Source organism: Bacillus sp. FSL H8-0547, from assembly GCA_038002745.1.
In the GTDB taxonomy this organism is placed as follows: domain Bacteria; phylum Bacillota; class Bacilli; order Bacillales; family Bacillaceae; genus Bacillus_P.
The window spans coordinates 2638269-2662640 of the sequence record JBBODD010000001.1 but is presented as its reverse complement, the minus strand read 5'-3'; the positions used below and the strand labels follow the sequence as shown (position 1 = coordinate 2662640).

The 24372-nt window shown below is 43.4% G+C and carries 21 protein-coding genes; 8 read left to right on the top strand and 13 right to left on the bottom strand.

Annotation, left to right across the window (positions count from 1 at the left end; genetic code table 11):
- Nucleotides 1–187: 187 nt before the first annotated feature.
- The 4 genes from MHB63_13045 to MHB63_13030 all read right to left on the bottom strand — a co-directional run bounded on the left by MHB63_13045 (nt 188) and on the right by MHB63_13030 (nt 7556).
- Nucleotides 188–1531: a sugar ABC transporter substrate-binding protein gene (locus MHB63_13045; GenBank protein ID MEK3807464.1), complete on the bottom strand. Its 1344-nt coding sequence runs from the start codon at nt 1529–1531 to the stop codon at nt 188–190.
- Entirely contained in the window at nt 1528–3123 is a 1596-nt protein-coding gene (locus tag MHB63_13040) for a response regulator (GenBank protein MEK3807463.1), read from the bottom strand. Before MHB63_13040 ends, MHB63_13045 begins: the two co-directional genes overlap by 4 nt.
- On the bottom strand, nt 3095–4897 hold the full coding sequence (locus MHB63_13035) for a histidine kinase (protein ID MEK3807462.1): 1803 nt from the start codon (nt 4895–4897) through the stop codon (nt 3095–3097). The genes MHB63_13040 and MHB63_13035 overlap by 29 nt, the downstream gene beginning before the upstream one ends.
- A 235-nt stretch (nt 4898–5132) precedes the next feature.
- Nucleotides 5133–7556 (bottom strand): immune inhibitor A domain-containing protein, encoded by a 2424-nt coding sequence (locus MHB63_13030; GenBank protein MEK3807461.1) that lies wholly within the window; start codon nt 7554–7556, stop codon nt 5133–5135.
- Nucleotides 7557–7809: 253 nt separating this feature from the next.
- On the opposite strand from MHB63_13030, the gene MHB63_13025 reads away from it, so the two are divergent.
- Complete coding sequence (locus MHB63_13025; protein MEK3807460.1) at nt 7810–8127, top strand: hypothetical protein; 318 nt, start codon at nt 7810–7812, stop codon at nt 8125–8127.
- A 61-nt stretch (nt 8128–8188) separates the two neighbouring features.
- Here the strand turns inward: MHB63_13025 and MHB63_13020 are convergent, their stop codons facing one another.
- Nucleotides 8189–9028, bottom strand: coding sequence for an MBL fold metallo-hydrolase (locus MHB63_13020; GenBank protein MEK3807459.1), 840 nt, complete (start codon nt 9026–9028; stop codon nt 8189–8191).
- Between the two features lie 56 nt (nt 9029–9084).
- Entirely contained in the window at nt 9085–10038 is a 954-nt protein-coding gene (locus tag MHB63_13015) for an RNA methyltransferase (GenBank protein ID MEK3807458.1), read from the bottom strand.
- 135 nt (nt 10039–10173) lie between these two features.
- On the opposite strand from MHB63_13015, the gene MHB63_13010 reads away from it, so the two are divergent.
- Nucleotides 10174–10371: a hypothetical protein gene (locus tag MHB63_13010; protein MEK3807457.1), complete on the top strand. Its 198-nt coding sequence runs from the start codon at nt 10174–10176 to the stop codon at nt 10369–10371.
- Nucleotides 10372–10539: 168 nt separating this feature from the next.
- On the opposite strand, the gene MHB63_13005 is transcribed toward MHB63_13010, so the two are convergent.
- The 3 genes from MHB63_13005 to MHB63_12995 all read right to left on the bottom strand — a co-directional run bounded on the left by MHB63_13005 (nt 10540) and on the right by MHB63_12995 (nt 14265).
- Nucleotides 10540–11982: a DEAD/DEAH box helicase gene (locus MHB63_13005; protein ID MEK3807456.1), complete on the bottom strand. Its 1443-nt coding sequence runs from the start codon at nt 11980–11982 to the stop codon at nt 10540–10542.
- A gap of 144 nt (nt 11983–12126) precedes the next feature.
- Nucleotides 12127–12897: a LysM peptidoglycan-binding domain-containing protein gene (locus MHB63_13000; GenBank protein ID MEK3807455.1), complete on the bottom strand. Its 771-nt coding sequence runs from the start codon at nt 12895–12897 to the stop codon at nt 12127–12129.
- A gap of 486 nt (nt 12898–13383) precedes the next feature.
- A complete protein-coding gene (locus tag MHB63_12995) occupies nt 13384–14265 on the bottom strand; it encodes a sulfite exporter TauE/SafE family protein (GenBank protein ID MEK3807454.1) in 882 nt (293 codons plus the stop codon).
- Between the two features lie 239 nt (nt 14266–14504).
- Between MHB63_12995 and MHB63_12990 the strand changes: the two genes are divergently transcribed.
- Nucleotides 14505–15536, top strand: a complete 1032-nt coding sequence (locus MHB63_12990; protein MEK3807453.1) for an aromatic acid exporter family protein — start codon at nt 14505–14507, stop codon at nt 15534–15536.
- A 203-nt stretch (nt 15537–15739) separates the two neighbouring features.
- Here the strand turns inward: MHB63_12990 and MHB63_12985 are convergent, their stop codons facing one another.
- Entirely contained in the window at nt 15740–16858 is a 1119-nt protein-coding gene (locus MHB63_12985) for an acyltransferase (protein ID MEK3807452.1), read from the bottom strand.
- A gap of 342 nt (nt 16859–17200) precedes the next feature.
- On the opposite strand from MHB63_12985, the gene MHB63_12980 reads away from it, so the two are divergent.
- Both MHB63_12980 and MHB63_12975 read left to right on the top strand, forming a co-directional pair.
- The gene (locus tag MHB63_12980) at nt 17201–18109 is read left to right on the top strand and encodes an NAD(P)/FAD-dependent oxidoreductase (GenBank protein ID MEK3807451.1); all 909 of its coding nucleotides are present in this window, start codon (nt 17201–17203) and stop codon (nt 18107–18109) included.
- Nucleotides 18110–18287: 178 nt separating this feature from the next.
- On the top strand, nt 18288–19700 hold the full coding sequence (locus MHB63_12975; protein ID MEK3807450.1) for a TerD family protein: 1413 nt from the start codon (nt 18288–18290) through the stop codon (nt 19698–19700).
- 307 nt (nt 19701–20007) lie between these two features.
- On the opposite strand, the gene MHB63_12970 is transcribed toward MHB63_12975, so the two are convergent.
- Nucleotides 20008–20226 carry a hypothetical protein gene (locus MHB63_12970; protein ID MEK3807449.1) on the bottom strand — a complete coding sequence of 73 codons (219 nt, stop codon included), beginning with the start codon at nt 20224–20226 and terminating at the stop codon, nt 20008–20010.
- Nucleotides 20227–20476: 250 nt separating this feature from the next.
- Here MHB63_12970 and MHB63_12965 point away from each other — a divergent pair, with 250 nt between their 5' ends.
- A complete protein-coding gene (locus MHB63_12965; GenBank protein MEK3807448.1) occupies nt 20477–20881 on the top strand; it encodes a hypothetical protein in 405 nt (134 codons plus the stop codon).
- Nucleotides 20882–21009: 128 nt separating this feature from the next.
- On the opposite strand, the gene MHB63_12960 is transcribed toward MHB63_12965, so the two are convergent.
- Both MHB63_12960 and MHB63_12955 read right to left on the bottom strand, forming a co-directional pair.
- A complete protein-coding gene (locus tag MHB63_12960; GenBank protein MEK3807447.1) occupies nt 21010–21480 on the bottom strand; it encodes a CBO0543 family protein in 471 nt (156 codons plus the stop codon).
- Nucleotides 21473–22015: a CBO0543 family protein gene (locus MHB63_12955; GenBank protein ID MEK3807446.1), complete on the bottom strand. Its 543-nt coding sequence runs from the start codon at nt 22013–22015 to the stop codon at nt 21473–21475. Before MHB63_12955 ends, MHB63_12960 begins: the two co-directional genes overlap by 8 nt.
- Nucleotides 22016–22168: 153 nt before the next feature.
- Between MHB63_12955 and MHB63_12950 the strand changes: the two genes are divergently transcribed.
- Nucleotides 22169–22996 carry an STAS domain-containing protein gene (locus MHB63_12950; protein MEK3807445.1) on the top strand — a complete coding sequence of 276 codons (828 nt, stop codon included), beginning with the start codon at nt 22169–22171 and terminating at the stop codon, nt 22994–22996.
- A gap of 106 nt (nt 22997–23102) precedes the next feature.
- Nucleotides 23103–23993 (top strand): exonuclease domain-containing protein, encoded by an 891-nt coding sequence (locus MHB63_12945; protein MEK3807444.1) that lies wholly within the window; start codon nt 23103–23105, stop codon nt 23991–23993.
- The last annotated feature ends 379 nt before the right edge of the window (nt 23994–24372 follow it).

Genomic DNA, 24372 nt, shown 5'->3' with positions numbered 1-24372 from the left:
GAAGAAGAAGTTTAATATTTTTGGTTCATTTATGGTACAGGGTGATGCAGACAGAGGATACCTGCAGCAAATCGTGTTTCAGAAAAAAATAAGCCGATCCTCAGCGGAATCGGCTCTGCATTTTGACGTTTTATTTGGGCTTTAAATGCTAACAAATGTTTCAGCTTTCCACAACCAAAATTTCCCGTCATTCCTTCTTATCGATATCATCGAGACTTCCATTTATTTTTGCGACAGCTTTATCGGCGGATTTTTTTACGTCCTTTCTGCCTATTCCGATGTCTTCAAATAATTCTTTCAAAGAATCGCTTATGACTGGATAAGCCGGTGAAACAGGACGGTTTTTTGAGTAGTTTAGGGCCTGATGAACAAAAATATTTTTAGGATAGGATGAGAGTTCCGGAAATGATTTGGATACTGAAAATCGGGCAGGCATGTCGCCTGTTATGTCAACGTATTTTCTGGAACCTTCATAGCTTGTCAAATACTTTATAAACGCCCATGCCTCTTTCGGATGCCTGGATTCAGCTGATATGCCGAGCGCCCAGCCTCCATTTGGGGTCACCTGGCGCGTCCCTTTCGGCAAAGGTGCCACTCCGTAATCCTCTCCAAGCTTAAAATCAGGGAAATTCTTTTCAATTTCTTCAAGCATCCATGAACCCATGACAGACATTCCAAGGTGACCTGTTACAAACGGATCGGGAGGCATTTCAACAGAAGCAACTCCGTGGCGGTGATAAAGATCCTGATAGAATTGCAGGGCTTTTATGGCGTTGTTTGAATCCAGATAACCGGATGCCGTTTTCCCGTCAGGACTTAGAACATCCGCGCCGAATTGCCACAGCAGCGGCGTTTTAAAGTAGGCTGGAGATTCCCCGCCGCTGAACCCCTGTGCAGGATCAATTCCATAAACCCCTTTTGCGGGATCATTGATTTCTTTCGCAAGCTTCACTGCCTCGTCCCATGACATTGGGTCGGCAGGATCCTGTGATGGAAGCGGCAGTCCCGCCTTTTTAAAAAGGTGAATGTTATAAAACAAGGCCACACCGGATTCCGCGATGGGAGACAGATAGATGTCTCCTTTATATTTCATCCCTTCAAGTGTTGAATGAGGGATATCGTCGATCTGTCCTTCTGCTTTCATTTCTTTATCAATGGAAAGCAGCGCACCCGAATTTGCATAAAGCCCAAGGTTGGGACTGTCGATCGACATAATGTCAGGAGGGCTTCCTGCGGCAATTTCCGTCCTCAGCCTTAATTCATAATCCCCATACGGAATAGCGTTCATGTTAATCTTTATGCCGGGATGAGCTGATTCAAAAGCTGAAATCAGCTCAATATAGGCTTCATTTTCAAGCTTTGTCCCATAATTCCGCCAGAAAGTCAGTTCAATAGCTTCGGATTTTCCGGATGACCGTTCCTCATCGTTCCTTTCATCAGTTGAAAACAGGTTGAAGGATGAATAGGCATAATACACGCCTGCAAGGATCAGCAGAAGGATGGGGATAAGTATAACCGCACCTTTTTTCATCTGCTTTTTCCTCCTCCCATGCTCAAAGCAGACTTCCTGTATTCAGCCGGTGTCTGTCCGATGTGTTTTTTAAAGACAGTACTGAAATAATTGGAATTAGAGTAGCCTGTTAAGTAGGCAATATCAATCACTTTCAGCTGTCTGTCTTTTAACAATCTGCATGCATGCTTCATCCGTACCTCCACCAAATAATCACTGAAAGTATGTCCGACATGCAGCTTAAAAAGTTCGGACAAATAAGCACTGTTAATATGAAATTGATCAGCCAGCACACTAAGTGATATTTCATTTGCAAAATTCAGGTCGAGGTATCGGCGCACGTTTTCCACAATGGATAAGCCGTTTGGCGAAGAGCGGAACGTGTTTACCTTCTGGATAATACTGTGAGCAAAATCCGTCAGCTGCTCAATGACTTTTTCATGGGAGGTTAATTCTCCAATACTCTGCTGGCATGTCCACATCGTCTGGTTCATTTGTTCTCTGTCCAAATCATATTTCACAGCAAGCGATTCAAGCAGCAAAAGGATCCTGCCGGCTGCAAAAGAAAAGGACAGCATTGACTTAGTCTTTGCTTCATTTAAAAGCTCTAGAATCAGTATGCTACAGTCTCGCATTCGGCCATTTTCAATCAGATTGACTGCTTTTTTCTCGAGATCAGGAGAGAGCTCATATACCTCTTTATGAAATGTTCCGTCGATCACTTGTGATTTTTCATCAGGATCACTCTGGCTCCAGGCAAGCAGGGCAGAAATGTAGCCTGTTTTTAGCTCTGATGCTGATACCTGCTTGCCTATTCCGATGACGGTTTCTGCTCCAAGATATTTTTTTACATACGTTTGAACCTTTTTGATCATGGTGGATGTTTCAAAAGCGTTCCTGTCTGATGAACACTGAAGAAAATGGATCATGCCTGCATACCCGGCATCATGAAAAGCGTACGCCCTTTCATACGTTCCCGCTATTTCTTTGCAGAGCATTTTGAAGGGAAGCCATAGCTCCTTTACTGAATATCTGTCTGACCTGAGTTCCACGGTAAAAAATTGAACCGAATTTTCTTTATTGGCGAGAAAGTCCATCTCAAAGTGATGCAGTCTTTCGGCAGCTGACTCAGTCCAGTCCTGTTTTACGAGCTGAAGGATATATTGTTCCTTCATTTCTTCCAGCTGCGTGTGAACAAGCCTTGTCATTTTATCTGCTTCAATCTGCTTCATTTTTTCAGCTGCTATTTCTTCCTTCACCCTTCTTAAAGCTCCTGCTAGCTCGTCTGGAGCAACAGGCTTGAGCAAATAATCCTTTACTCCTTCAACCAGGGACGACCTTACATAGTCAAAATCGGAATACCCCGATAACACAATAACTTTTACACCGGGAAACTCACGGTGACATCTTCCAGCGAATTCAATCCCGTCCATCACAGGCATCCGGACGTCCGTAATGACGACATCTGCCTTCATTTCTTTCACAAGCTGAAGCGCTTCCTTTCCATTTGATGCTTCTCCGGCAATCAGGAATCCTTCTTCTTCCCAGTTTGCTTTCATTTTCAGCCCTCTGCGCACTTGAATTTCATCGTCCGCCAGTATGACCTTCATCATGTATATCCCCCTCATTTCCCTTTATACATAATGCAATGCTTGTCCCTGCTCCTTCTTCTGACTGAATGCTGATTGAAAACCGGCTCCCGCAGAACAGCTTCAGCCTCCCAATGACATTTCTCAGCCCAATGCTGCTTCCTCCACTGTCCAGAACGGTTTCGTATCCTTTCTCTTCGGCTAAGATCTTCGATGCCATCTCCTTTGACATGCCTATGCCATCGTCATCTATCAAAATAGTTAACTTATTATCTTTCCATTCGGTCCTAATCAGAATTTCCGCCTCTGTTTTTTGTATTAGACTATATTTAACCGCATTTTCTACAAGCGGCTGAATGATAAATTTGCAGATGGGAAAGGATGCTGCTGCCGGATCTTCTTCTATAATAAAGCTGACTGCCCCATCATATCTGAGCTTTACAATTTCGATGAAGTCACGGATATAGGCAAGCTCTTCTCCTAATTTGACAATATCCGTTTTTGTATTTAATGAATATCTCATCATTCTTCCGAGAAAGATGCTTACATCCAGTACTTCCTTCTGTTTATTCTGCAGGGCGAGACTCCCAATGACTTCTAGCGTATTGTTTAAAAAATGCGGATTAATCTGCAAAAGCAGAGCTTTATACTCAGCATCCTTTCTTCGGAGATTTGCCTCATATTCTGTTTTGATGAGGTCATTCAGCTTTTCCACGGTATGATCAAACACCTTAATGGCGTATCCCACCTCATGATTATAGGATTTAATGGTCGGCATAAACGACCTAGCTCCTTCAAGATCTCCATTTTCTACAAATTTCATGGCATTAGTAAGCTTACCGAGAGGACGGACAATGTTGGAAGAAAGGACATACGAAGCAAGGATTGTCAGCAGAAAGATCACTCCGCTAAAAAAGAATAATTTTTTCTGCAGCCTGTCAATTTCTGCGAAAAGCTCAGAAGTTGTGATTTCACTGAAAAGCGTCCAATTGCCTATCTTTAATTTTTGAAAAAAAACAAGATAATCTTTACCCCCGTATTCCGTTTCAATAAGCCCATTTGACTGATTCATCCGTTCAATGTTTCCAAGACTGTCCTTTAATACGGATACAGGTGTTTCCACCTTGCCGGACAACACGTTCTTTCCGTTTTCATCCAGAAGATAAACGCGTCCGTTATCCCCTAGTTTAATTTTTCCAAGCGCAGTCTCAAGAAGCGAAGCTGGAAAACTGACTTTAATGATTCCCGATAAATCAAGCATCTGCATATCAAAAAGAGGAATTAAATAGCTGTTAACCTCCATTTCTCTCTTAGCCTGATGAAGCTGGTACGGGTCCTGGTGATGACTTATCCATCGCTTTTCATCTTTTGAAAATGCCTTGTACCAGTCCGTTTCAGAAAGGTTCGGGTTATCTCCCCATGTCCCTGTTCCATCGTTTAGAAAAACAGAAATGTCCATGTCATTTGAATTATTGATCATCATCGAAGAAAGCTGCATTTTCAGCTGGTTTTTGATCAGCATCCTCTCATCGGACGAAACAGCAGAATCACTTTCTGCATGCAGCCAGTCCTGAGTTGCCTGATTAACAAGTACCTGTTTCCCCAAATCTTCTGCCTGTGAGGTGACGGAGTTAATATAGATTGAAAACTGCTCCATCATTTCAACAGTTGAATCCTTTGTCTGATCTTCAATAACAGAAGTAAACCATGCCGGGATAAGAAGGGACAAAACAAGAAACGGAACGGTCAGAAGAATCGTAAAAATGATAAACAGCCGATTTCTAAGTGAATAAAACATGGAGACCCCCGATAACTTTTCAAAAATTTCTGTTTGTTTTATTTTCTTAAAGTATAATACAAACCTGCCTTTGCCGGGGTGGAATTTTATAGATGGGGGAAGAAAGTAAATATTGAGGAATGTTCAATTGTCTGCTGTAAATTGACCCTTAGGGACAGTGAAGAAACCCTTACTTTATCATGTTAAATAAAAAAGAGCACCGCTCAAAAGAACGATGCTCCTTCATTAATATTAGTTATTTACGAATCCAAACCGCACCGGCGGAATTGTCTTTCGCTTCTCCTACTACCTGGAATTTCAGGCCGTAGTTTGGAACTTTTCGTCCTGCATCCGGAATGACATCATTGATGTAAAGTCTTGAATCATCAAAGAATGTTACACCCTTCAGTCCGTTGTAGCTGTATTCGCCGCGTGTCGGGCTGTCTACGTACCAGGAAGGCGACTTGTCATATGAGAATGCTGCATCTGCAATCTGGTAGCGTGTTGATTGAGTAGTAGTCAGTTTGCCGTCAAGCAGACCGTACAGCGGCTGCGGATGAGAATCCACGACTCCAAGGAAGCCTTCACCAGGATGTTCGCCTACCCAGTTGTCTGTGAAGCTGTCATCTGCATACCACACAACCATGCCTGTGTTGTATTTAGGTCCGCGTGAGAACGCAAGAGCTTTATCAGAACCTGCATAGTTTCTCCACTCAAGATAGTAGTGATGTTTAGCAAGATACGTTCCGTCGAACGATTTAAAACCGTCCAGTGTAAACTTCGCTGCACCTTCTGCGTCATCGCTGAAAAGCTGTTCGCCGTCAGCTGTTAAAACCGCGTTGTCCAGCGCAAACCCTTCAGGCGCAAGTCCGCCGTCTGTCGAATAATCAAAGACAAGCTTCACTTTTTTGCCTGCAAATTCGCTCAAGTCGTATGACTTGTCGATCCATTTTCCGCCAGTTGTTCCCTTAGTTGCATCTCCGTCAGTTACATCTCCGCCGAGGATCTCAAGAACTTTGCTTCCGTCAGCTGTTTCTGCTTTTACAGTTAAAGCATCACATGCACAGCCGTATTCAATCTCATAATTTGCTTTGAAAGTGAATTCTGCACTTGTTTTGCCTGTAAGATCAAATTGGGGTGTTTCCATTACAGTGTGTACGTTATCACCTTTCGTACTGTGATAATATTTTTCGCCAAATTCGGGCTGAATTGTACTTTTCACTTCTTTTTCAGGAAGGTTTACTTTTACAATTCCAGGATTGTTTGACTTTGTTACACTTTGGTCGATAAAAGCTGCCGTGCCTTCAGCCGTTACGTCCTTGTAATTGATTTCGTGAATGTTTGCCCAGTTTCCGCCCATCATCGTCTGGAAGAATTCTTTATTCTGCGGAGAAAAACTTGTCGGTTCTGTTCCGGCAATCTCTCCGTTCCAGCTTCCGCCGCTCATAATGGACCATGAAGCAACCGGTTCACCCTGGCCTGAATACTGCGTATCATACTCATCAGGAAGGCCTAAATCATGTCCGAATTCATGGGCAAAAACGCCGACTGCCCCGTCTTCAGGCTGGATTGTGTAATCAAATGCAGCCATATTTCCGCCCCAGTAATCCACCTCAGCCTCTGTGCCAGGTACAGGGAATACACCGTCAAGTGTCCAGCGGTGTGACCAGATTGCGTTGCTCTCAAGCTTTCCGCCGCCTGCTTCCTGGCCTGTTCCCGCATGAACAATCATCAAGTGGTCTACAAGACCGTCCGGCTCATTTTGATTGCCGTCACCATCAAGGTCATACAAATCAAATTCATCATAGTCTGCGAGATTCATACCTGATGAGGCAGCAGCTTTAAGAGATTCTTTTACAAGATCACGGGGTCCAAGCGGGGCAAGGTTATCGTGTCCCCCTGCCGGATTATCGTCTCCGTAGTCAGCAGCTTTTCCCGGAACCGTCAGCCACTCAGAAACTGTACCGTCTACTGTATAGCTTCCACCGGACTGCTCTTCATAGAACTGCTTAAAGGTAGGAACTTTTTTTCCGTCCAGAAGCTGAAACGGCTTGTCCCCGAACAGCATGTTTTCATAATGCTCTTTGCTGAAATCATTTGAATACATGTAGCCTTCTTCTTTAATGATATTGTTGTGTTTAAAATCTTCAAATTCAACAAGCAAAATCAGAACCTTATCTTCTCTTACTGCTCCTTCATAATTTGCTTGTCTAGCAGGTTTCACGTTAACAAAGCCGTCTTTTTTACCTTTTTTCAGCTTATCATGACCTTTAGTGAGCTGCTTTGTGAGCTGCTCTTTTTGTTTCGTTAAAAAGTCTTTTGACTTTTCATCAAGATCATATTCTGCATGTGAATGACCATCTTCTGTATGCAGATCGGCAGCAGGCTTTTCACCTTGCTTTTTTTCAATATAGTTTTTCACAGCTGCGGCAGCCTCTTTGTCGCTTGCCTTTTTCGGGATGATTCCCTGTTTCTTCAAAGCGTTAGCCAGGCGCTCTTCATTAATGATATTCATATCAATCGGCGCAGACAAAGCCGTTTGTGTATTTTCCTGTACTGGCTGCTTGGCGAAAGCTGCCGGTGCAAACAGGCCTGCCGTCAAGCTTGCAGCCAGAATCGACGTTCCAAGTTTCTTGCTCCAGTTATTCAAGTGCGGTCCCCTCCTAATTTGTAAGAACATGTAGAATTTTCTGTTTTTTCTACACGTATAAAGATACCATACTATGAAAAACTTGGAATTGGTCTATAATCCTATAATCGGAAATATTTTACTAGTATAATGGTTCATCCGGACGGAAAAAGAACTGAAGCGATGGTCCTATCTTAAACTTAAGGCATGAGGGAAGAAGGAAGCATAATCCATCTGCCACCCCCAGAAAATCCGCCTTTTCATTCAATAGTGTATTGAAATAGACGATCCTTGGAGGGAAACGATGGAGTCCTACGTAAAAGATTCTCTGCAAAAATGGAAAGAAGATATGCTGCAGCAAAAGAATGAGATTGATGCTGAATACGAAAAAATAAAAAGCGAACTTCAGCTGTATTCCTATAAGTTCGGTATTACGAAACAAGTGATTCAATCCACGATTAATGACGAAATCATCAGCACGATCAAAACCACTTACCAAAAGCCGTTTGAAGAAAAGTTCAATGAACTGAAACTGTACATAAAAGAATTGGATGAAAAGCGAAGAGTCTATCAGATGTTTGTTGAGAAGATTGAAAAGGTAAGTGAGACAGACGAAAATTAAGCAGAAATCCCTGTGGCGGATTTCTGCTTTTTATTAACGAAAAAAAGCCGGTTTCCCGGCTTTAATGAAAATATTTTCCATGTTCGGGAATAGCCAGTTTTTCAAAGTCCCTGCTCAAAAGGGCAAGACCTTCACGCAGTTCTTCTCCTGATACAGGCACACCATGTCCTGTAATTGCTGTGGAAGGCTTTAAGGATTCGAGTGTTCTGACAGACTCCCATGCTGCCTGCCAGTCCGTCGTGAAATATCTGGGCGGACCTGAGATTTCCTGTTTTTGTGTAAACACTTTATAGAGGGAGTCCTGCCTCACGGTTACAAACGCATCCCCTGCGATCAGCGTTCTGTCGGATTCCCTGAAAAATGAGACATGTCCTGGTGTATGGCCGGGAGTATGAACCCATTTCCAATCAGGAAGGCCCGGAATCATCCCGTCTGGTTCAAGCGGCTTGACCCGGTCTTTAAGATCAATGGATTCGTTCGGAAACATTTTTGACAGTTTCGCGACCATTCCTCCTTCTGCACTTGGGTCCGGTTCAGGATAATCTTTTTGGCCAGTTAAAAATGGAATTTCAAGTTCGTGGGCATACACCGGCACCTGCCACTGTTCAACAAGTTCCACAATCCCTCCCACATGGTCAAAATGCCCATGTGTAAGCAGAATCGCTTTTGGAGCAGCATCCATTCCACCATGTGCTTCAAATGCTTTTTTAATAGCGTCTGCAGAGTGGGGCATCCCTGCATCAATGACATACCAGTCGTCCCCGCTTCTCATAAATACTACGTTTACCACTTGATTTGTATAGCAGTAAACCCCGGGAAGCACATCGATTTCAAGTCCGCTCATCACAGATGTTACCGGGATGAACTTATGCTCAAAGGGGCTCTCCATGTTATCGTCCATCGCTGATACCTCCTGATTTTCATTCAAGAAGTTAGTATCCTCACGATCCTGACAATCTATTCACATACAAGAACCTGTCTAGAGAACATTTGCTTTCTGACCGTGCATCTGTCGATGATGGCAAAGCCGGCTTCGATAATCATGTGATCCATCGTTTCACTCGTGACAATGACTGCACGATCTGCAATGCGTCTTGCATGCCTGATGATATCAAGCTGCTCTTCAGGGGTAGCATGTGTATAAAGGTTGTAAGGCATATCGATGATGGCCGCGTCATACTCTCCATTTACCTCTGCAATCGGAGATACTTTCACATCACACTCATAGCCAAAATGGGCAATATTTTCTCTGGAGCCATCCACGACAAGAGGGTTGATATCACGGCCGACAATGTCAATCCCCATTGAAAGAGCTTCAACGAGCACTGTTCCTATTCCGCAGCAGGGGTCGATTGCCTTTACTCCGGCAGGATGCGGGACTGCAATGTTAGCCGCTGCTCTTGCAACCCTTGTACTGAGAGCGGTTGAATACTCCCGAGGCTTTTTCACATGGTGCAGATATACAGGTTCGGCTTTTGTATAGTTTCCAAAATACCAGCGTCCTTCGTGTACTGTAATCCCAAATATCTGATCAGGATTCCGGACATCCGCTTCTGCTTTAAACGGCCAGCCTACTCTGCGTTCAATCTTCCGCCGTTCATCATAGCTGATTTGTTCTGACTCATCCAGGTCATTGATTTTCAGAAAAATGATCTTAAAAGTGTTCGTACCGATATCAATCTTGCCAACCTGCTGAACGATATCCTCTACTTCATTTCCTTCATATAAGATCTCTATGCGCTCTTTCATAAAAGGGCTTCTGCTTGGATCAATGCATATGCTGCTTTTCAGGCAGTATCCATCCGGCTGAACGCCAAAAAAAGACCGCATTTCAAGCTTGCATAGTTCAAGCTCTTCATTTGTGCTTGCAAACGTATAAATATAGGCCGGTTTCCGGCTTTGATTCTGCAATCATTTCCCATCCTTTAGCGTTAAAAATATGCGTCTATAAAACCATAGCTGTATTCTAAAAGAAAAGCAATTCTTCCGGCGCGTAAAAATGACTTTCCAGGAGAATCCTACCGATAAAAGGAGAGTGATTGATCAATGAAAGATAAACACACTCAAGATCAAACGTCCGAAGGATTAAATCAAATGGTTGAAATCATAAATGCAAAAGGGGATACAGGAGAACTGACAGACATTGTGAATCAGGCTGACGAGCATCTCCTCTGCAGCGACGACCTATTCGACCGGCAGCTTTTTGCGATCGTAGACGATACTGTCAGCGAAAAGGAAGAATAGTGAAGCATGGGCCATATAAAAGAACTAAAAAATCCGAACTGATTGATTGTTGAATAGTTCGGATTTTTTCTAATGGATCAGCTTTCTCGGTTCCTTATGACCCTTCAGCTACCACGCATCCGCACGAAGGGTTACTTCCCGGATTCTAATGATCTTCTCCCGGATCATTCACTTTCTTGCTTCATGTACCTTCAGAAGTTTTCCCTTAACAGTGGTCGTTTTCATGGCTTTTATAACGGCCGGTCCTTTCCCGTTAAGAATATCTACGTATGAGACATTTTCCTGTATGGAAATGATCCCAATATCATCCGCCGTGATGCCGGGAAGGTTTGAGATTGTCCCGACAAAATCAACGGCTCTGATTTTCTTTTTCTTCCCGCCGTTAAAATAAAGTTTCATGATGTCTTTATTCAACTGGGCACTTTTGTCTTTTTTCATAGCGGGCTTCGCTGAAAGTTTCTTATCAAAAGCCGGTTTGGCAGCTGCCGTTTCTTCATGAGTTGGGGCGTCTGTTTTGCGGATGGCAAATCCGATATAGTCCTCAATCTCCGCTGTCATTCTTTCTTCATTTGGCACCGCAAACGTTATTGCCTTTCCTTTTTTCCCTGCTCTTCCGGTTCTGCCTGTTCTGTGTACATAGCTTTCTTTTTCAAGCGGCAGATCGTAATTGATCACAAGGGATACGTTGTCAACGTCAATTCCCCTTGCCGCAACATCTGTTGCAATTAAGTAGCGGAACGCTCCTTTTTTGAAATCATCCATAACAGAAAAACGATCTTCCTGAACGAGTCCGCCATGAATTTTTCCGCAAGGATAGCCAGCACGGCTGAGCTTCCTCTCCAGTAAATCCACCCTCTCCTGCGTTCTGCAAAAAAGAATGCAGCTGTCAGGATTTTCGATCACCGTTACTGCTTTTGCAAGTGAAAATTTATCATCCTCTGAAACGGTGATGAGCGAATGGTCAATGTCAGACGTCGTTAATCCAGATGCCTTTATTTCAATTTGGACCGGATCGTTCATATATTTGTCGCACAGCTTTTCAACATCATCAGGAAGAGTAGCTGAAAAGAGCATCGATATCCGCTCTTTCGGCAGTTCTTCCATAATGGCCGCCACTTGATCGATAAACCCCATATTCAGCATCTCATCAGCTTCATCTATGATTAAAAAGCGCAATTTCTCGAGGGGAAATGTACCTTTTTCAATGTGATCAAGTACTCTTCCGGGTGTGCCCGCAACGATGTGCGTCTTTTGCTTCAATTCTATTTTCTGACGTTCAAATGGCTGTTTCCCATAAATAGCCGCTGCTTTAATTCGTTTGAATCTCCCAATGTTTGTGAGATCTTCTTTTATTTGTGCCGCAAGCTCCCTTGTCGGTGTCAAAACAAGCGCCTGCGGCTTATTCTCTTCCCATTCAACAAGCTCGCACAGAGGAATGCCGAAAGCTGCTGTTTTTCCGCTGCCTGTCTGGGATTTAACCACAAGATCTTTTTGCTGCAGGGCAGCCGGAATCACGAGCTTTTGTACTTCAGTCGGCTGGTTATAGCTTAATTTATCTAAAGCTTTAAGTAGATCAGAGCTTAACTTGTAATCTGAAAATCCGTTTTTCATTTGTCCTGAACCTCAATTTCATTTGTTTTATCACATGTGCTTCGGGTAAATATCCATTATACCCTTTATTAGAAGGAATTAGATTTATGACCGCAAAAAAATACCGTAAATCTCCTGGGAGATTCACGGTATTCTATCAATCTATCAGTTTAAAACTTTTACATTTACTTCGCGCTTGCCAAATGCCACTGCTGCATCTTGTGTAGGAATGAACACATCAATGCGGTCGCCTTTAATCGCTCCGCCTGTGTCCTCTGCTGTTGCATAGCCGTAGCCTTCAACATATACTTTTGATCCAAGCGGAATTACATTAGGATCAACTGCAATCACTTTTTTGTCAGGATTTGCTCTTAAATCAACGCCGGTTGCCGTTGTTCCTGAGCAGCCGTCACAAAAAGCGGTATAAGCTGTTGCTGTAACTGTCATTTCTTTTGCAACGCTCTCTTCTTTCACATCATTTTCTGAAACCGCGCTTGCAGAAGCCTCATTTACAGACGGATTTGTGTCCTTAGGCTTTTCGCTAGGTTTTGCAGGGGCAGGTGCAGGCTTGCCATTATCTGCATCACTGTAAACCACTAATTCCTGTCCAGGTTGGATCAGGTCGCTTTGAAGATCGTTTTTACCTTTAATATGATCAACACTAGCTCCGAATTTTTCTCCGATGCTCCATAAAGTGTCTCCGGCAACGACAGTGTAAACTTCCTCATCTGATACTTTTAATGTATTGTCTGCCATGATTATGTCTGATGATAAGCCGTTCCAGCTCTTAATATCTTCCACTGAAACGTTATGTTCTTTGGATAGGCTGTAAAGAGTGTCACCCTTCTCCACTACGACCTCTTCTGCCTGTGCGCTAAATCCTGCTGTCGTTGTTAGTGCAGCAGCTGCTGCTAATGAAAAGATTGTTTTTTTCATTATTTTTCCTCCTCCTTCAGCAATCGATGTTTCCCATCTTAGCATAAAAAAGAGGCTTGTAAAAAACAGCGAGATAATAAATCCATTACAAATGTAACAGCACGATAACAATTACCTTACCAAATAACTGAAAATTCCCACTATATTCCTTAGTTTCCTGCAAAAAATAAGTGAAATTAGTTCGTTTTTCACCATATCCGAATACTAAATTTCTTTTTATCAGGACATATGGTATGGCCCTTTATAAGGGATGAGCGCTAAAATTTCTTCTCTCTATTTGAAACAAACCGCCACGTTAATCCGTCTTATATGTAAGAAGAAAAACCAAAGGGGAAATGAAAATGGGGAAATTACTGAATAAGCTGGATATGACAAAACAAGATCTGCTGTTTGGCATTTCAGGGTCATTGCTAATTGCTTCAATCTTGCAGTTTATCGCTTACTAACGTGAAAAACCCCTCGGCCAAAAGGGGTTTTTTCTTTTTATCAGACGACTGCCGCTTCCTCGGATCTTCCTCTGTTGCGTTTCACGGCATATGCAACCGCAGCAGCCCAGCCGATAATGATAAATCCATAAACAAATGGTGTAATCGATGCATCCGTATTCCAAGTTGTCAGCAGCGTTCTCGCGTTAGTCAGCACGATGAATCCTCCTACAAGGACGCCAAGAAGGTGGCCGGGAAGCTTCCTTACAAGCCAGGCGGCAATCGGTGCAGCGATGATCCCTCCAATCATTAATGCCCCAACCCACAGCCAGTTGACCTGCTCCCATCCAAGAGAAAGCAAAAATCCAAGTGTTGCTGATACGGCAATGGCAAATTCACTCGTATCAACCGTCCCTACCACTTTGCGTGCTGAGGCTCCTTTTTGCGAAAGCAGCACTGGCGTTGCAATCGGTCCCCATCCGCCTCCGCCGGTTGCATCAGCGAACCCTGCAATCAGCCCAAGAGGAATTGATTTTTTTCTTGTTAATGCAAGGGATTGATTTTGTTCCCTTGCTTCAAAGTGAAATAAGAAACGGACTAGGACATACAGCCCTAAAGCAAGCAGGAAAACAGCAATAAACGGTTTTGCCAGATCTCCGGGCAAATTACTTAGAAAGCACGCTCCCGCAAATGCTCCGATTGAGCCCGGAATAATCAGCTTATAGACGGCCTGCTTATCCACGTTTCCAAACTTAATGTGGGAAGCTCCAGATGCTGCTGTTGTGACTACTTCTGCCAAATGCACAGATGCCGAGGCAACAGCAGGAGCAATCCCGAAAGTCAAAAGCAGTGTAGTAGATGTGACCCCGTACGCCATCCCCAGTGAACCATCAATTAACTGTGCCAAAAAACCAATAAATGCAAAAATAATAAGCTTTCTCATCGCTTTCTCCCCTTTCTGAACAAAAAAAGGTCCTTAACATGGTGTTAAGGACCTTTGGTTATCCAATCAGTCTGATTTTTTTAAATTTTCAATTTGTATTTTTATTATACATAATTCCTATGAGTTTACAAGGGATTGTATGAAAATTTTTTCAGATCAATTTTTTTCATTTTTACTGCTCAGCCTTTCTGATAAACTAAAGCTACTTTATCCTGAGAATAGAGGAGTGAAAGAAGCAAGTGATTTTTGGACCCCGCGTTTTGAAAACAGGAATATCTGTCACGCTGGCGCTTTTTATCTGCTCCCTTGCAAATCTTGAGTATTCCGTATTTGCCGGGGTAGCCGCCATCTTTACAATTCAGCCTTCCATCTACAGGACATGGAAACAGGTTCGTGAACAAATTCAGGCCAATACACTCGGTGCGCTGCTCGCCCTGTTTGCTCTTTACTTTTTCGGCAGCAGTCCTCTCGTCATTGGAGTCGTTGTCATCTCTGTGATTGTAATTTGTCTGAAGCTGAAAATGGAAGCGTCCATCTCATTGACGCTTGTAACCGTTTTGGCCATTATGAGTGCACCGGGGCAAGAGGATTTTCTTTATGTGCTGAACCGGTTTGCCGTCATTCTGATCGGAATTGCTTCAGCGTTTATTGTCAATCTCCTGATTCTTCCGCCAAAATATAAAGAGAACTTTTTTTCAAAAGTGCAGACCGTTTTTGAAACGATGTCTCTTTTATTGAGAACTGCTGTATCGGATGAGCTGACTGAATCGTACTATCAGGAAAAAAGGAAAGAGTTCAGAACTGACCTGCAGCAGCTTGAAGACTTATATGAACTTTTTGATGAAGAACGGGAAAAGATGGCAAAGATCAATCCGCTGAATGTAAGAGAAATTGTCGTGTTTAAACAGATGCTCAAAACCATTCAGCAGGCTGCCGATGTACTGAAAGTCATCGAAGAGCATTACTTTCAGAGCAGAACCACACTGGCAGAGGATCAGTTGTTTGATGATCAAATTGAGCAGCTGACGAAATGGCATGAGTATTTGCTGCTCAAATATGAAGGGAAAATTAAACTCAAGGACCGCTTTGAAGATGACCGGGTGACAAGAGGAACAAGGGTTTTTCTCATTCAAATGATGGAAAGAGACTCTGGAAAAATTGAAAATCAGAGACTGAATGTCGTAGCATCCGCTGTCTATGAATATGCCTTCCAATTGCAGCGGCTGGATCAGCTGGTTGGAAGTTACGCAAAAAAAGCAGAAGGTGCATGAACAAAAGCGCAAGCGCCAAGGCCCGCTCCGATAGGCAGATAAGAATCCGTCAAAAAAGTCCGGGTCCCGCCTTTTTTGACGGATTTGTTCTGACAGAGGATTTAGGCGCTTACGCTTGCCGAGGATAACTTTGTTATGTTATCCACAGCCTTTTACTCTTATAATTTCCTAAACAAAAAAAGTCCAGCCAAACGGCTGGACTTTTATGCTGAGCGCAGCTGCCTTTCTGCAGATGCATCTTGAGCAGGTCTTGCTTTTTTGATTTTCGGTACGGGAATAACATAGCCGCTTAATGGAATAAACTGCAGCAGCCTGATAAATGCCACTCCAATGACCATGACACCAAGGAACAGCAGCGGAATGTTGCCGACTGTCCAAACGCTGTTTGGCAGGTATTCAACCATAAGATATAACGTCATCGGATGAATGAGATAAATGCCCATTGAATACTGGCCGATAACCATCAGCGGTTTTCTAATAATAGCCAGTTTAGTCAAAAGCGGGTACATTCCAATGGTAGCAATACATATCAGCGGAATGTTGATCAGGTTTGTAAGTCTTCTGTTGGAAACCTGTCCAGTGATACGATACTCCACAACTGCTCCGGCAGAAACAACAAGCGCGAGTGCAAACATCTGCCATGGACGCTTCGTCACAAAACCTGTAATCTCGTCCCAGAAATAGGCAAGGACTCCTCCAAAAGCAAAGTAAAAAATCCAGATCGGCATAAAGGTCTTGCTGGCAAGAAACGCACCGAGAGCTCCCTCAACGCCTGGATTAAAACCGAATAAATTATAGCTGATCACCAAAGTTAAAAGTGCAAAAACAATCATAGCTATTTTAGATCTGACAATTTTTTGAAGGAACGGAAAGATAAAATAAAATTGAACAACGATGGCGATAAAATACAAATGATAAAACGAATTTCCAAGCAGGAATTTCTGAAGTTCTGCTTCAAACCCCTGAAATTCAAGCCCGTCATAATGATAGACCAGATAACGGTAAACCAAGCTCCAGATGATAAACGGAATCAGGATTTTTGAAAAGCGCGAAGTAATGAATTTCTTTGTATCAAATCCCCTTTTTCTCACTTGGTAAAAAAGGAGAAAGCCGCTGAGCACAGCGAAAATGGTTGTTCCAAATCTTCCAACCTGATTAATAAAATACGTAAACCAATGCCATGTTTGAGCATTTGCGTAATAATGAGTGGCCGTAACGTGAACGCCAACAACAGCCATACAGGCAAAAGCTCTTAAAAATGAAATTTCAAATAGGTAATTTCTGTTTTTTTGCTTACTAGCATTAGATGACTGAACAGACATAACCTGACCTCCTTGTCCTTAAAGTATAAGTTTAGTGTAGATGGTATGAACAAACAAGTGTCGATTTATGTCAAAATAAGTACTTTTGTATGAAATTGAAAAACGTGACATTTCCTGCATGAATTTTGTAAATCCTTGCAAAGCCAATATGACGGGGACTGAGCGTATTTCCCTGTAAATGGTGAATTTTGAAAAAATGAATAGCATGACACTCTTTTTTGGTAAAAGTTTCTTCCCTTCTTCCGCCAATGTTATTCCCGCTAAGTGAAAAGGCTTACGTGTGAATGAGGTTTTCTGATTGAAGCATCCTATAGACTATACATAACCGAAGGCGTGTTGCTGATGAACGATATATACGAATGTGTGATTATTGGAGCAGGAATTGCTGGACTTCAGGCAGCCATTCAGCTTGGCCGCTACAGAAGAAATGTAATTGTCATTGATTCCGGTGAAGGCCGTTCTTCCCTTTGCAGAAGCTACCGCAATATTCTGGGCTGGCCAGACGGAATCAGCGGCGAAGAACTGAGAGCGCTTGGAAAAGCACAAGCTGAAGAAACAGGCGTGCACTTCTTTAGCGGCCGCGTAGTCAGGCTTAAAAAAGCAGGAAATGCTTTTGAAGCTGAAACGGCATCAGGAGCCGTTTATTATGCAAAGAGAGTGCTGCTTTCGACTGGACTATCTGACAGAATGCCGGAGCTTCCTGGCCTAAAAGCCTGCCTTGGCCTCAGTGTCTATGTGTGTCCCGATTGTGACGGCTATGAGGTCAGGGATAAAAAAACCATTGTGCTCGGCGCGGGAGCTGCGGGTGCAAACATGGCGCTTACCCTTTCTTATTGGACCGATTCTATTGTGTATGTCAATCATGAACAGCAATCAATTCCTGAAGACCTGATTTTGAAGCTTAAACACAAAGGAATTATAAGCGTGGATAAGAAAGCTGATGAAGTTTTAACAGAAAACGGATCTGTGTTTAAAGGAATTCGTTTTGCAGACGGGACGCTGCTTGAGGGTGACCGCGGCTTTCTTGCTTTCGGAGGGAACACTGTCCATACCGGGCTTGCAGCAATGCTTGGTGCTGAACGGCTTGAAAACAAGCATGTCCTGACAAATCCCCGGACAAAGGAAACAAGTGTAAAACATGTATGGGCTGCAGGAGATGCAGGCGTGCATTCTGAGCAGGTGACCATTGCAATGGGAGAAGGATGTCAGGCTGCTGTCTGGATTCATAAGAGCCTGATGGACGGAGAATAGCAGCGGGCTGCTGTTCTCTTTTGTTTTGCCCGTGTTATTATGGGGTCTTGAAATCGCACCTTATCATTGAAAAAATAGTTTAAAAGACTTAGTATTTAAAGAGAGTGATTTTTTACTAATTTTACATAATTTAAGCAACTTTACAAAAAGCTATTTAACTTAAGGAGTGGATGGACGTATGGGTGTGACGCTCAGTAAAGGTCAAAAAGTGGATTTAACGAAATCAAATCCCGGCCTTCAGAACGTAATTGTCGGACTTGGATGGGATGTAAGCAGGCACGGGGCTTCCTACGACCTTGATGCATCAGCATTCCTGGTCGGTCAATCCGGCAAGGTAGGCAGCGATCAGGATTTTGTTTTTTACAACAATCCGTCAGGCGGAAACGGTTCGATTCTGTACACCGGAGATAACAGGACAGGTGCAGGGCATCAGGATGATGAGCAGATTCAGATTAATTTAAGCGCTGTCCCTCAGCATATTCACCGGATTGCGTTTACAATTACGATTCATGATGCACAGGCAAAGCAGCAGAACTTCGGACAGGTTGAAAATGCCTATGTCCGCATTTTCAATCCGCATAACAATGATGAGCTGATCAGGTTTAATCTTGGAAGAGATTTTACTGTCGAAACCGCGATTGTTGCAGCTGAGCTCTACCGCCACAACGGCGAGTGGAAATTTAATGCAATTGCAAGCGGATTTCAGGGCGGCCTTGCAGCCTTGTGCCGCAACTTCGGAGTAACGGTGGATGACGAACCGGCACCGGCAGCGGGAATTCATTCAAGCGGATTTCAGCCGCAGCAGCCAAGCTATTCCCAGCAGAATACGCATCAGCCTCAGCAGACTGCCTATTCTCAGCAGTCCGCGCCATCGTACACTCAGTCTCCTCCGGCCTATTCACAGCAAAGCTACAGCCAGCCGCAGCAGACATATAGTCAAGGATCTCAGACATACGGCGGGGAAACGATCAGCTGTACACGCTGCAGCTCAACGAACGTACGCACAGGCGAAAAGGGCTTCGGTCTTGGAAAAGCTGCTGTAGGCGGTTTGATTCTTGGACCTGTAGGGCTGCTTGGAGGATTTATCGGAAAAAACAAGTTAAAGTTCACGTGCAACAGCTGCGGCAATTCCTGGTCTCCAAATCAGACGGATTACGCCGAATGGGCTAATCAGCAAAAGAACAAGGCTATGGAGCTTTTCCAGAAATATAAGAGTCAGGACGTCCTTGAAGCCGTTGTTGCCGCCTGTGCACTTGTAGGCACGGCAGATGGCCGCCTTGATCAGGCTGAGCGCCAAAAAATGATTGAGTTTGTGAATCAAAGTGAAGAGCTTCGTGTTTTTGACACAAATAAAGTCATTCAGCAATTTAACCTATATGTTCAAAAAATGGAAAGAGATCCGATCATCGGGCGTGCTGAAGCCTTTAAAGCACTTGGAAGAGTGCGCACGAAACCGGAAATTGCGAGGCTTGTTGCCCGCTATTGCATCGCCATCGGTTATGCGGACGGCCATTTCGATCAGAATGAACAAAAAGCTGTTGCAGATATCTGCTATGAGCTTGGACTGAATCCGAACGAGTTTTTGGCTTAGGAACAAAAGCGTAAGCTCCTTGTTCAGATCCGATAGGCAGATAAGAATCCGGCGGAAAAGTCCGGGTGCCGCCTTTTTTGTCGGATTTGTTCTGACAGAGGATCTAGGCGCTGGAGCTGGACGCGGATAACTTTGTTAAGCTATTCAATCCCTGAATATCATTATTAATATCCTTAACAATTAAAAAATGCCTGCGGGAATCTGTCCCGCGGGCATTTTTTTACGCTGAAAACTTCGTCACATAATCTCACAAACTAGAAGTCTTTCTGATTTTTCTATTGTAAAATAAAAGAAAAAGAAAAAAATTTTATCCTTCCCTTACCATATATACTCCCCTTCTCGGTTTTACGACTGAAGGATACCGTTCAATTACCTTTACCATGAATGCGGATGGAGACGATACCCGTTTCCCGGTCTGCGCTTCCAGATCGTCTGCAATTTGTTTGGGAGTGGCCACTTTCCTGGCCCTGAGCAGATGAAAAGCAGCCGCAATCAATTCATTTGACTCTTTTTTCGTATATCTCACAGTTCTCCATTCCCTTCTGATAATAGTGCTATTTCATCTATTTTACTTTGAATGGCGCCTTAAATCTACAACGTTTTAAACCACTAAAGCGTCAAATGGATTATTTACTATACTCCTATATTTTCTGGAGGCAGCCCTTTATGGAAAAAATTAATAAGCTAATGCTATGAACAGATTTGACAGAATCAGGTATAATAGGTTCATCACAAACAGAAATGGGTGACAGATTCTGAAAGAATTTATTCTTCTCATGGCAGAAGCTGTGAATAATATACACGACCTTATCAATTCAATGGCCTATCAGACGTTTGGATTAAATGTGACGGACAAAGACCTTCACTTCTGGATTATGGGCTTCATTGGAATGGCTGTGTTTCTCTTTGTCTACCTTCTTTCGAAATGGCTGTCAAAGCTTCCTTTTGGAATAACAGCTCTTTCCTTTCTATACACTATGACGTTTATGTTCGTTCTTGTTTTTGGCATAGAAATTCAGCAGGCTCTTACAAGACGCGGGAACATGGAATTTATTGATGCCATTGTCGGACTGTGGGGCTTTGTCGCACTATTTTTAGTTTATATAGCGCTGATCCTTGTTGTGTTGGTGATTAGAAGTCTTTTCAGAAAAATAACCAGTAAAGAAGATATAGACGTATAATCAGGAGCTCTCTAATGAGGGCTCTTTTTGTATGGAGATTTATCCGAATACTCACAAAGAGAACCACACGGAGTTTGACAAACTGAAAGAAAAAGGCGCATCTATGCCGGTCCTGCCTGAGCAAAGCACTACTTCTTTGTCAGGCCCTTTCGGAACCAGACATGGAATATGCGGATAATGATGATGATGGAAAGGTTAATGAAGAAGGTCAGGAACCAATGATACTTCCTGTACTCCATTAAATCTGTATACTCTGCAATAAGCCAGGCCATGAGCTGGATGCCGAATGCACTGGCAATGAAATAAGCTGCTTTCAGCAGAAGCCTTTTTTGTTCCGGATAGTTCAGGTTAAACCAAACGGCAATGGCAGGATAAAATAAGTAGTACAGGGTCAAGCTCATCTTTGTCGCATCCGGAAACTCCCTGAACGGAAAAACCATTCTGCCAGACAGGGTTTGTATATACACATACAGCCAGCCCACAGACTGTGCAAACAGGAAGATCACTTGAGCCTCTCTCCGTTTTTCTTTTGGAACCTTCAGCAGCAGATACAATATTGCAGCTCCCCAAAGAGCAGCAAGGACAATAATTTCACGCATGGCTGTCACCTTTTGAAACCATTCCCTTTTTGTACCATTTTACGTACTGATGGTTAACCATCAGGACCAGCATGACGGAAAAAAAAGTCCAGTGCCATTTCCATTCGTCATATCTGACTAGGTTCGTATAGGCTTCCAATATGACTTCTGCAACGGTAAATACCCCGGAAAAGACAATAGCGTACACCCATTTTACAATCAGGCTTTTCCGTGATGGATAATGGATGCTGAAAAGAATGGCCAGCACGGGAAATAGGAAAAACTCAAATGTAAAGCTTGATTCGTTCACTTTGTTTTCAATGCTGAAAAGCTGCACCGGGTAATGGATCCAGCCCATTTCAACAACAAAAAGGCCTGCAATCCACGTAATGGAGCCAAGGGAAAGAAACGGAACCCATGCTTCCCTTGCCCTCTCTTTCGGTACAAACTTTCCTATTAATAGGATGCTGAGCACAATGGCTCCGGCAATAATCCATCTCTCATGTATCATAGCGGCCCTGTCCATTTCTGTTTTTGTTGAATCTTCTTTAACCATCTGTCATTTCAGGAGGATTCTGGCATTTCTCCTGTTTTATTACTATTGGTTCATCTTTTGCCAATTATGTGAGAATACAATAGGATGTTGAAATTTTTTATGATAAAGTGAGGATACAAAGGGTATTTACTATTTGATACGGGAGAGAAGTTGATGAAGACTAAGGCTTTGTGCCAATTTTTAAGAGAGCAGTCTGAATCCATGACAGACAAATGGCTCAGTTCAAGAACCGTTGAACCAGTATCTGTTTATTCCATTGATGTACCTGATAAAGTCACAGCAGATCTTCGCGATCAAAATCAGCATTTTATTCACACTCTTATCAATCTGCTTGAGAACCCCACAGCTGACCGGCTGAGCAGCTGGGCTCAGGAAATCGCTGTAAAACGCGCCGCTTCAGAAACTCCTCTATACCGTACCATTCAGCAATTCAGGCGCTTCAGGCTGATTTTTCTGGAAACGGCCGAAGCCTATATCTTAAGCCATGAAGATGAATTTACCATCCATGACCTTCTGTTTTTCAGCAAACAAGTACACTCAGCCTTTGATCACGCCATTGAACTCTTTACCCGCTATTATCATCAAGTATCAGACGCAAGAATGGAAGCCCATAAAACCATGATTTACAAGCAGACAACGCCCGTTATTCCAATCTCAGATGAAATCGGGGTTTTGCCGATTGTCGGTGATCTTGACATGCACCGCGCAGCAATGATTACAGAAAGTGCCATCTCAAAAGCGGAACAGCTTAACTTGAGCCACATTGTGATCGACCTCTCCGGCGTTTTGGTCATTGACACGATGGTTGCCGGACAGCTTTTTAAAATGATGCAGATGCTGAAGCTGCTCGGAATTCAAGTAACCATTACGGGCATCCGTCCCGAAATCGCTCAAACTTCCATCCAGCTTGGAATTGATTTTGGAGATCTCGCTACATTTGGACAGCTTAAACATGCACTGAGATACCTATATAAGAAATGAGCCCTTTCTAAACTGCAGCCCCATAACTCCACCTGCTAAAGCAGATTCTTCACGCTGTTCCCTTCTCCCGAAAAGTGATAGATTAATAGGAAAGGAGGAGAACCGAATGATTCTTACTGGAATGATCCTTGATACTGAAACGACAGGCCTGTCCCCTGTTAATGATGAAATAATTGAGATTGGCTATATCCTTTTCACTTATGATGATGAGCGGGACCTTTACTTAGATACACTGGAAGAAGGCACTTATCTAAGAGAACCGCTCTCTGCCTCTGCCAGAAAAAACTACCCATTTGCTTTCCGCATTCATTCCATTCCGTTTGAAGACGTGAAAGGCAAGTCGTTTGATGATGACAAAGTAAAAGCGGCCATAAAAAAAGCAGATTTTATCATTGCCCACAATGCTTCGTTTGACAAAAGCTTTACGGTCAAAATGTACCCTGAGCTTTTTTCAAAAAAGTGGTACTGTTCCGCTCGGAACATCCCTTGGAAAACATACGGATACTACAGCGCGAAGCTTATCAGCCTGCTGCACAGCCATAAGCTTGCATCTTCGCAGACTCACCGTGCTCTTGATGATGTCAGACAGCTGAAACAGCTGCTCATGAGTTCCAATTATGAGGGGAAATCCTATTTGAAGGTTGCCCTTTCCTCTGCATCGCCTGTGAAAAAGACGGTTATGTGCCCTCTCTCAGGCGTTAAACAAAAACAGGCAGACGGGACGAGCCCCCAGACTTACATTCCTTCTCTTTCCGCAAAAGACATTCTGTCTCTGCTTAAAGAGGAAGGGAAAGACCGGTATCTTGTCTACACAGAAACAGGCCGCTATATCGGCTTTATCGGCGCAGCAAAAACCAGACAAATAGAAGCCTCTCTTCGTGAAGGTTTGGGGATGAAGGCAGAAGTATCAGAGCTCTCGGTGAATGAAAAAGGAGAGCATCACTGCACCGTATCAGTGACAATTGAACCGGTTAAGAAAAAGCAGACTGCACGGTAATTGGACAGCACATCCCAACGTTGACTCCGCCTGACAGAATCGTGAAAAAAAGGCGGGACAAAACATAAGAGCGTATTCTTACGCTAAATTGATGCCGCCGATGATTATACCGTACGAAAACGGTTGAATCGTACGCTATTCGAACACCGGCTGGGATTATACCGTACGAAAGAGCGTGAATCTTATGCTATCTGAACATCGGGTGAAGATTATACCGTACGAAAGAGCGTGAATCTTATGCTATCTGACCAACGGGTGAAGATTATAACGTACGATAACACGTGAATCTTATGCTATCTGACCACCGGGTGAAGATTATAACGTACGAAAGAGCGCGAATCTTATGCTATCTGAACATCGGGTGGAGAGTATAACGTAC

Coding starts and splice junctions, on each gene's coding strand:
- MHB63_13045 (MEK3807464.1), bottom strand. CDS start 1,531: ATGAAAAAAGGTGCGGTTATACTTATCCCCATCCTTCTGCTGATCCTT.
- MHB63_13040 (MEK3807463.1), bottom strand. CDS start 3,123: ATGATGAAGGTCATACTGGCGGACGATGAAATTCAAGTGCGCAGAGGG.
- MHB63_13035 (MEK3807462.1), bottom strand. CDS start 4,897: ATGTTTTATTCACTTAGAAATCGGCTGTTTATCATTTTTACGATTCTT.
- MHB63_13030 (MEK3807461.1), bottom strand. CDS start 7,556: ATGTTCTTACAAATTAGGAGGGGACCGCACTTGAATAACTGGAGCAAG.
- MHB63_13025 (MEK3807460.1), top strand. CDS start 7,810: ATGGAGTCCTACGTAAAAGATTCTCTGCAAAAATGGAAAGAAGATATG.
- MHB63_13020 (MEK3807459.1), bottom strand. CDS start 9,028: ATGGACGATAACATGGAGAGCCCCTTTGAGCATAAGTTCATCCCGGTA.
- MHB63_13010 (MEK3807457.1), top strand. CDS start 10,174: ATGAAAGATAAACACACTCAAGATCAAACGTCCGAAGGATTAAATCAA.
- MHB63_13005 (MEK3807456.1), bottom strand. CDS start 11,982: ATGAAAAACGGATTTTCAGATTACAAGTTAAGCTCTGATCTACTTAAA.
- MHB63_13000 (MEK3807455.1), bottom strand. CDS start 12,897: ATGAAAAAAACAATCTTTTCATTAGCAGCAGCTGCTGCACTAACAACG.
- MHB63_12995 (MEK3807454.1), bottom strand. CDS start 14,265: ATGAGAAAGCTTATTATTTTTGCATTTATTGGTTTTTTGGCACAGTTA.
- MHB63_12985 (MEK3807452.1), bottom strand. CDS start 16,858: ATGTCTGTTCAGTCATCTAATGCTAGTAAGCAAAAAAACAGAAATTAC.
- MHB63_12980 (MEK3807451.1), top strand. CDS start 17,201: ATGAACGATATATACGAATGTGTGATTATTGGAGCAGGAATTGCTGGA.
- MHB63_12975 (MEK3807450.1), top strand. CDS start 18,288: ATGGGTGTGACGCTCAGTAAAGGTCAAAAAGTGGATTTAACGAAATCA.
- MHB63_12965 (MEK3807448.1), top strand. CDS start 20,477: ATGGCAGAAGCTGTGAATAATATACACGACCTTATCAATTCAATGGCC.
- MHB63_12960 (MEK3807447.1), bottom strand. CDS start 21,480: ATGCGTGAAATTATTGTCCTTGCTGCTCTTTGGGGAGCTGCAATATTG.
- MHB63_12955 (MEK3807446.1), bottom strand. CDS start 22,015: ATGGTTAAAGAAGATTCAACAAAAACAGAAATGGACAGGGCCGCTATG.
- MHB63_12950 (MEK3807445.1), top strand. CDS start 22,169: ATGAAGACTAAGGCTTTGTGCCAATTTTTAAGAGAGCAGTCTGAATCC.
- MHB63_12945 (MEK3807444.1), top strand. CDS start 23,103: ATGATTCTTACTGGAATGATCCTTGATACTGAAACGACAGGCCTGTCC.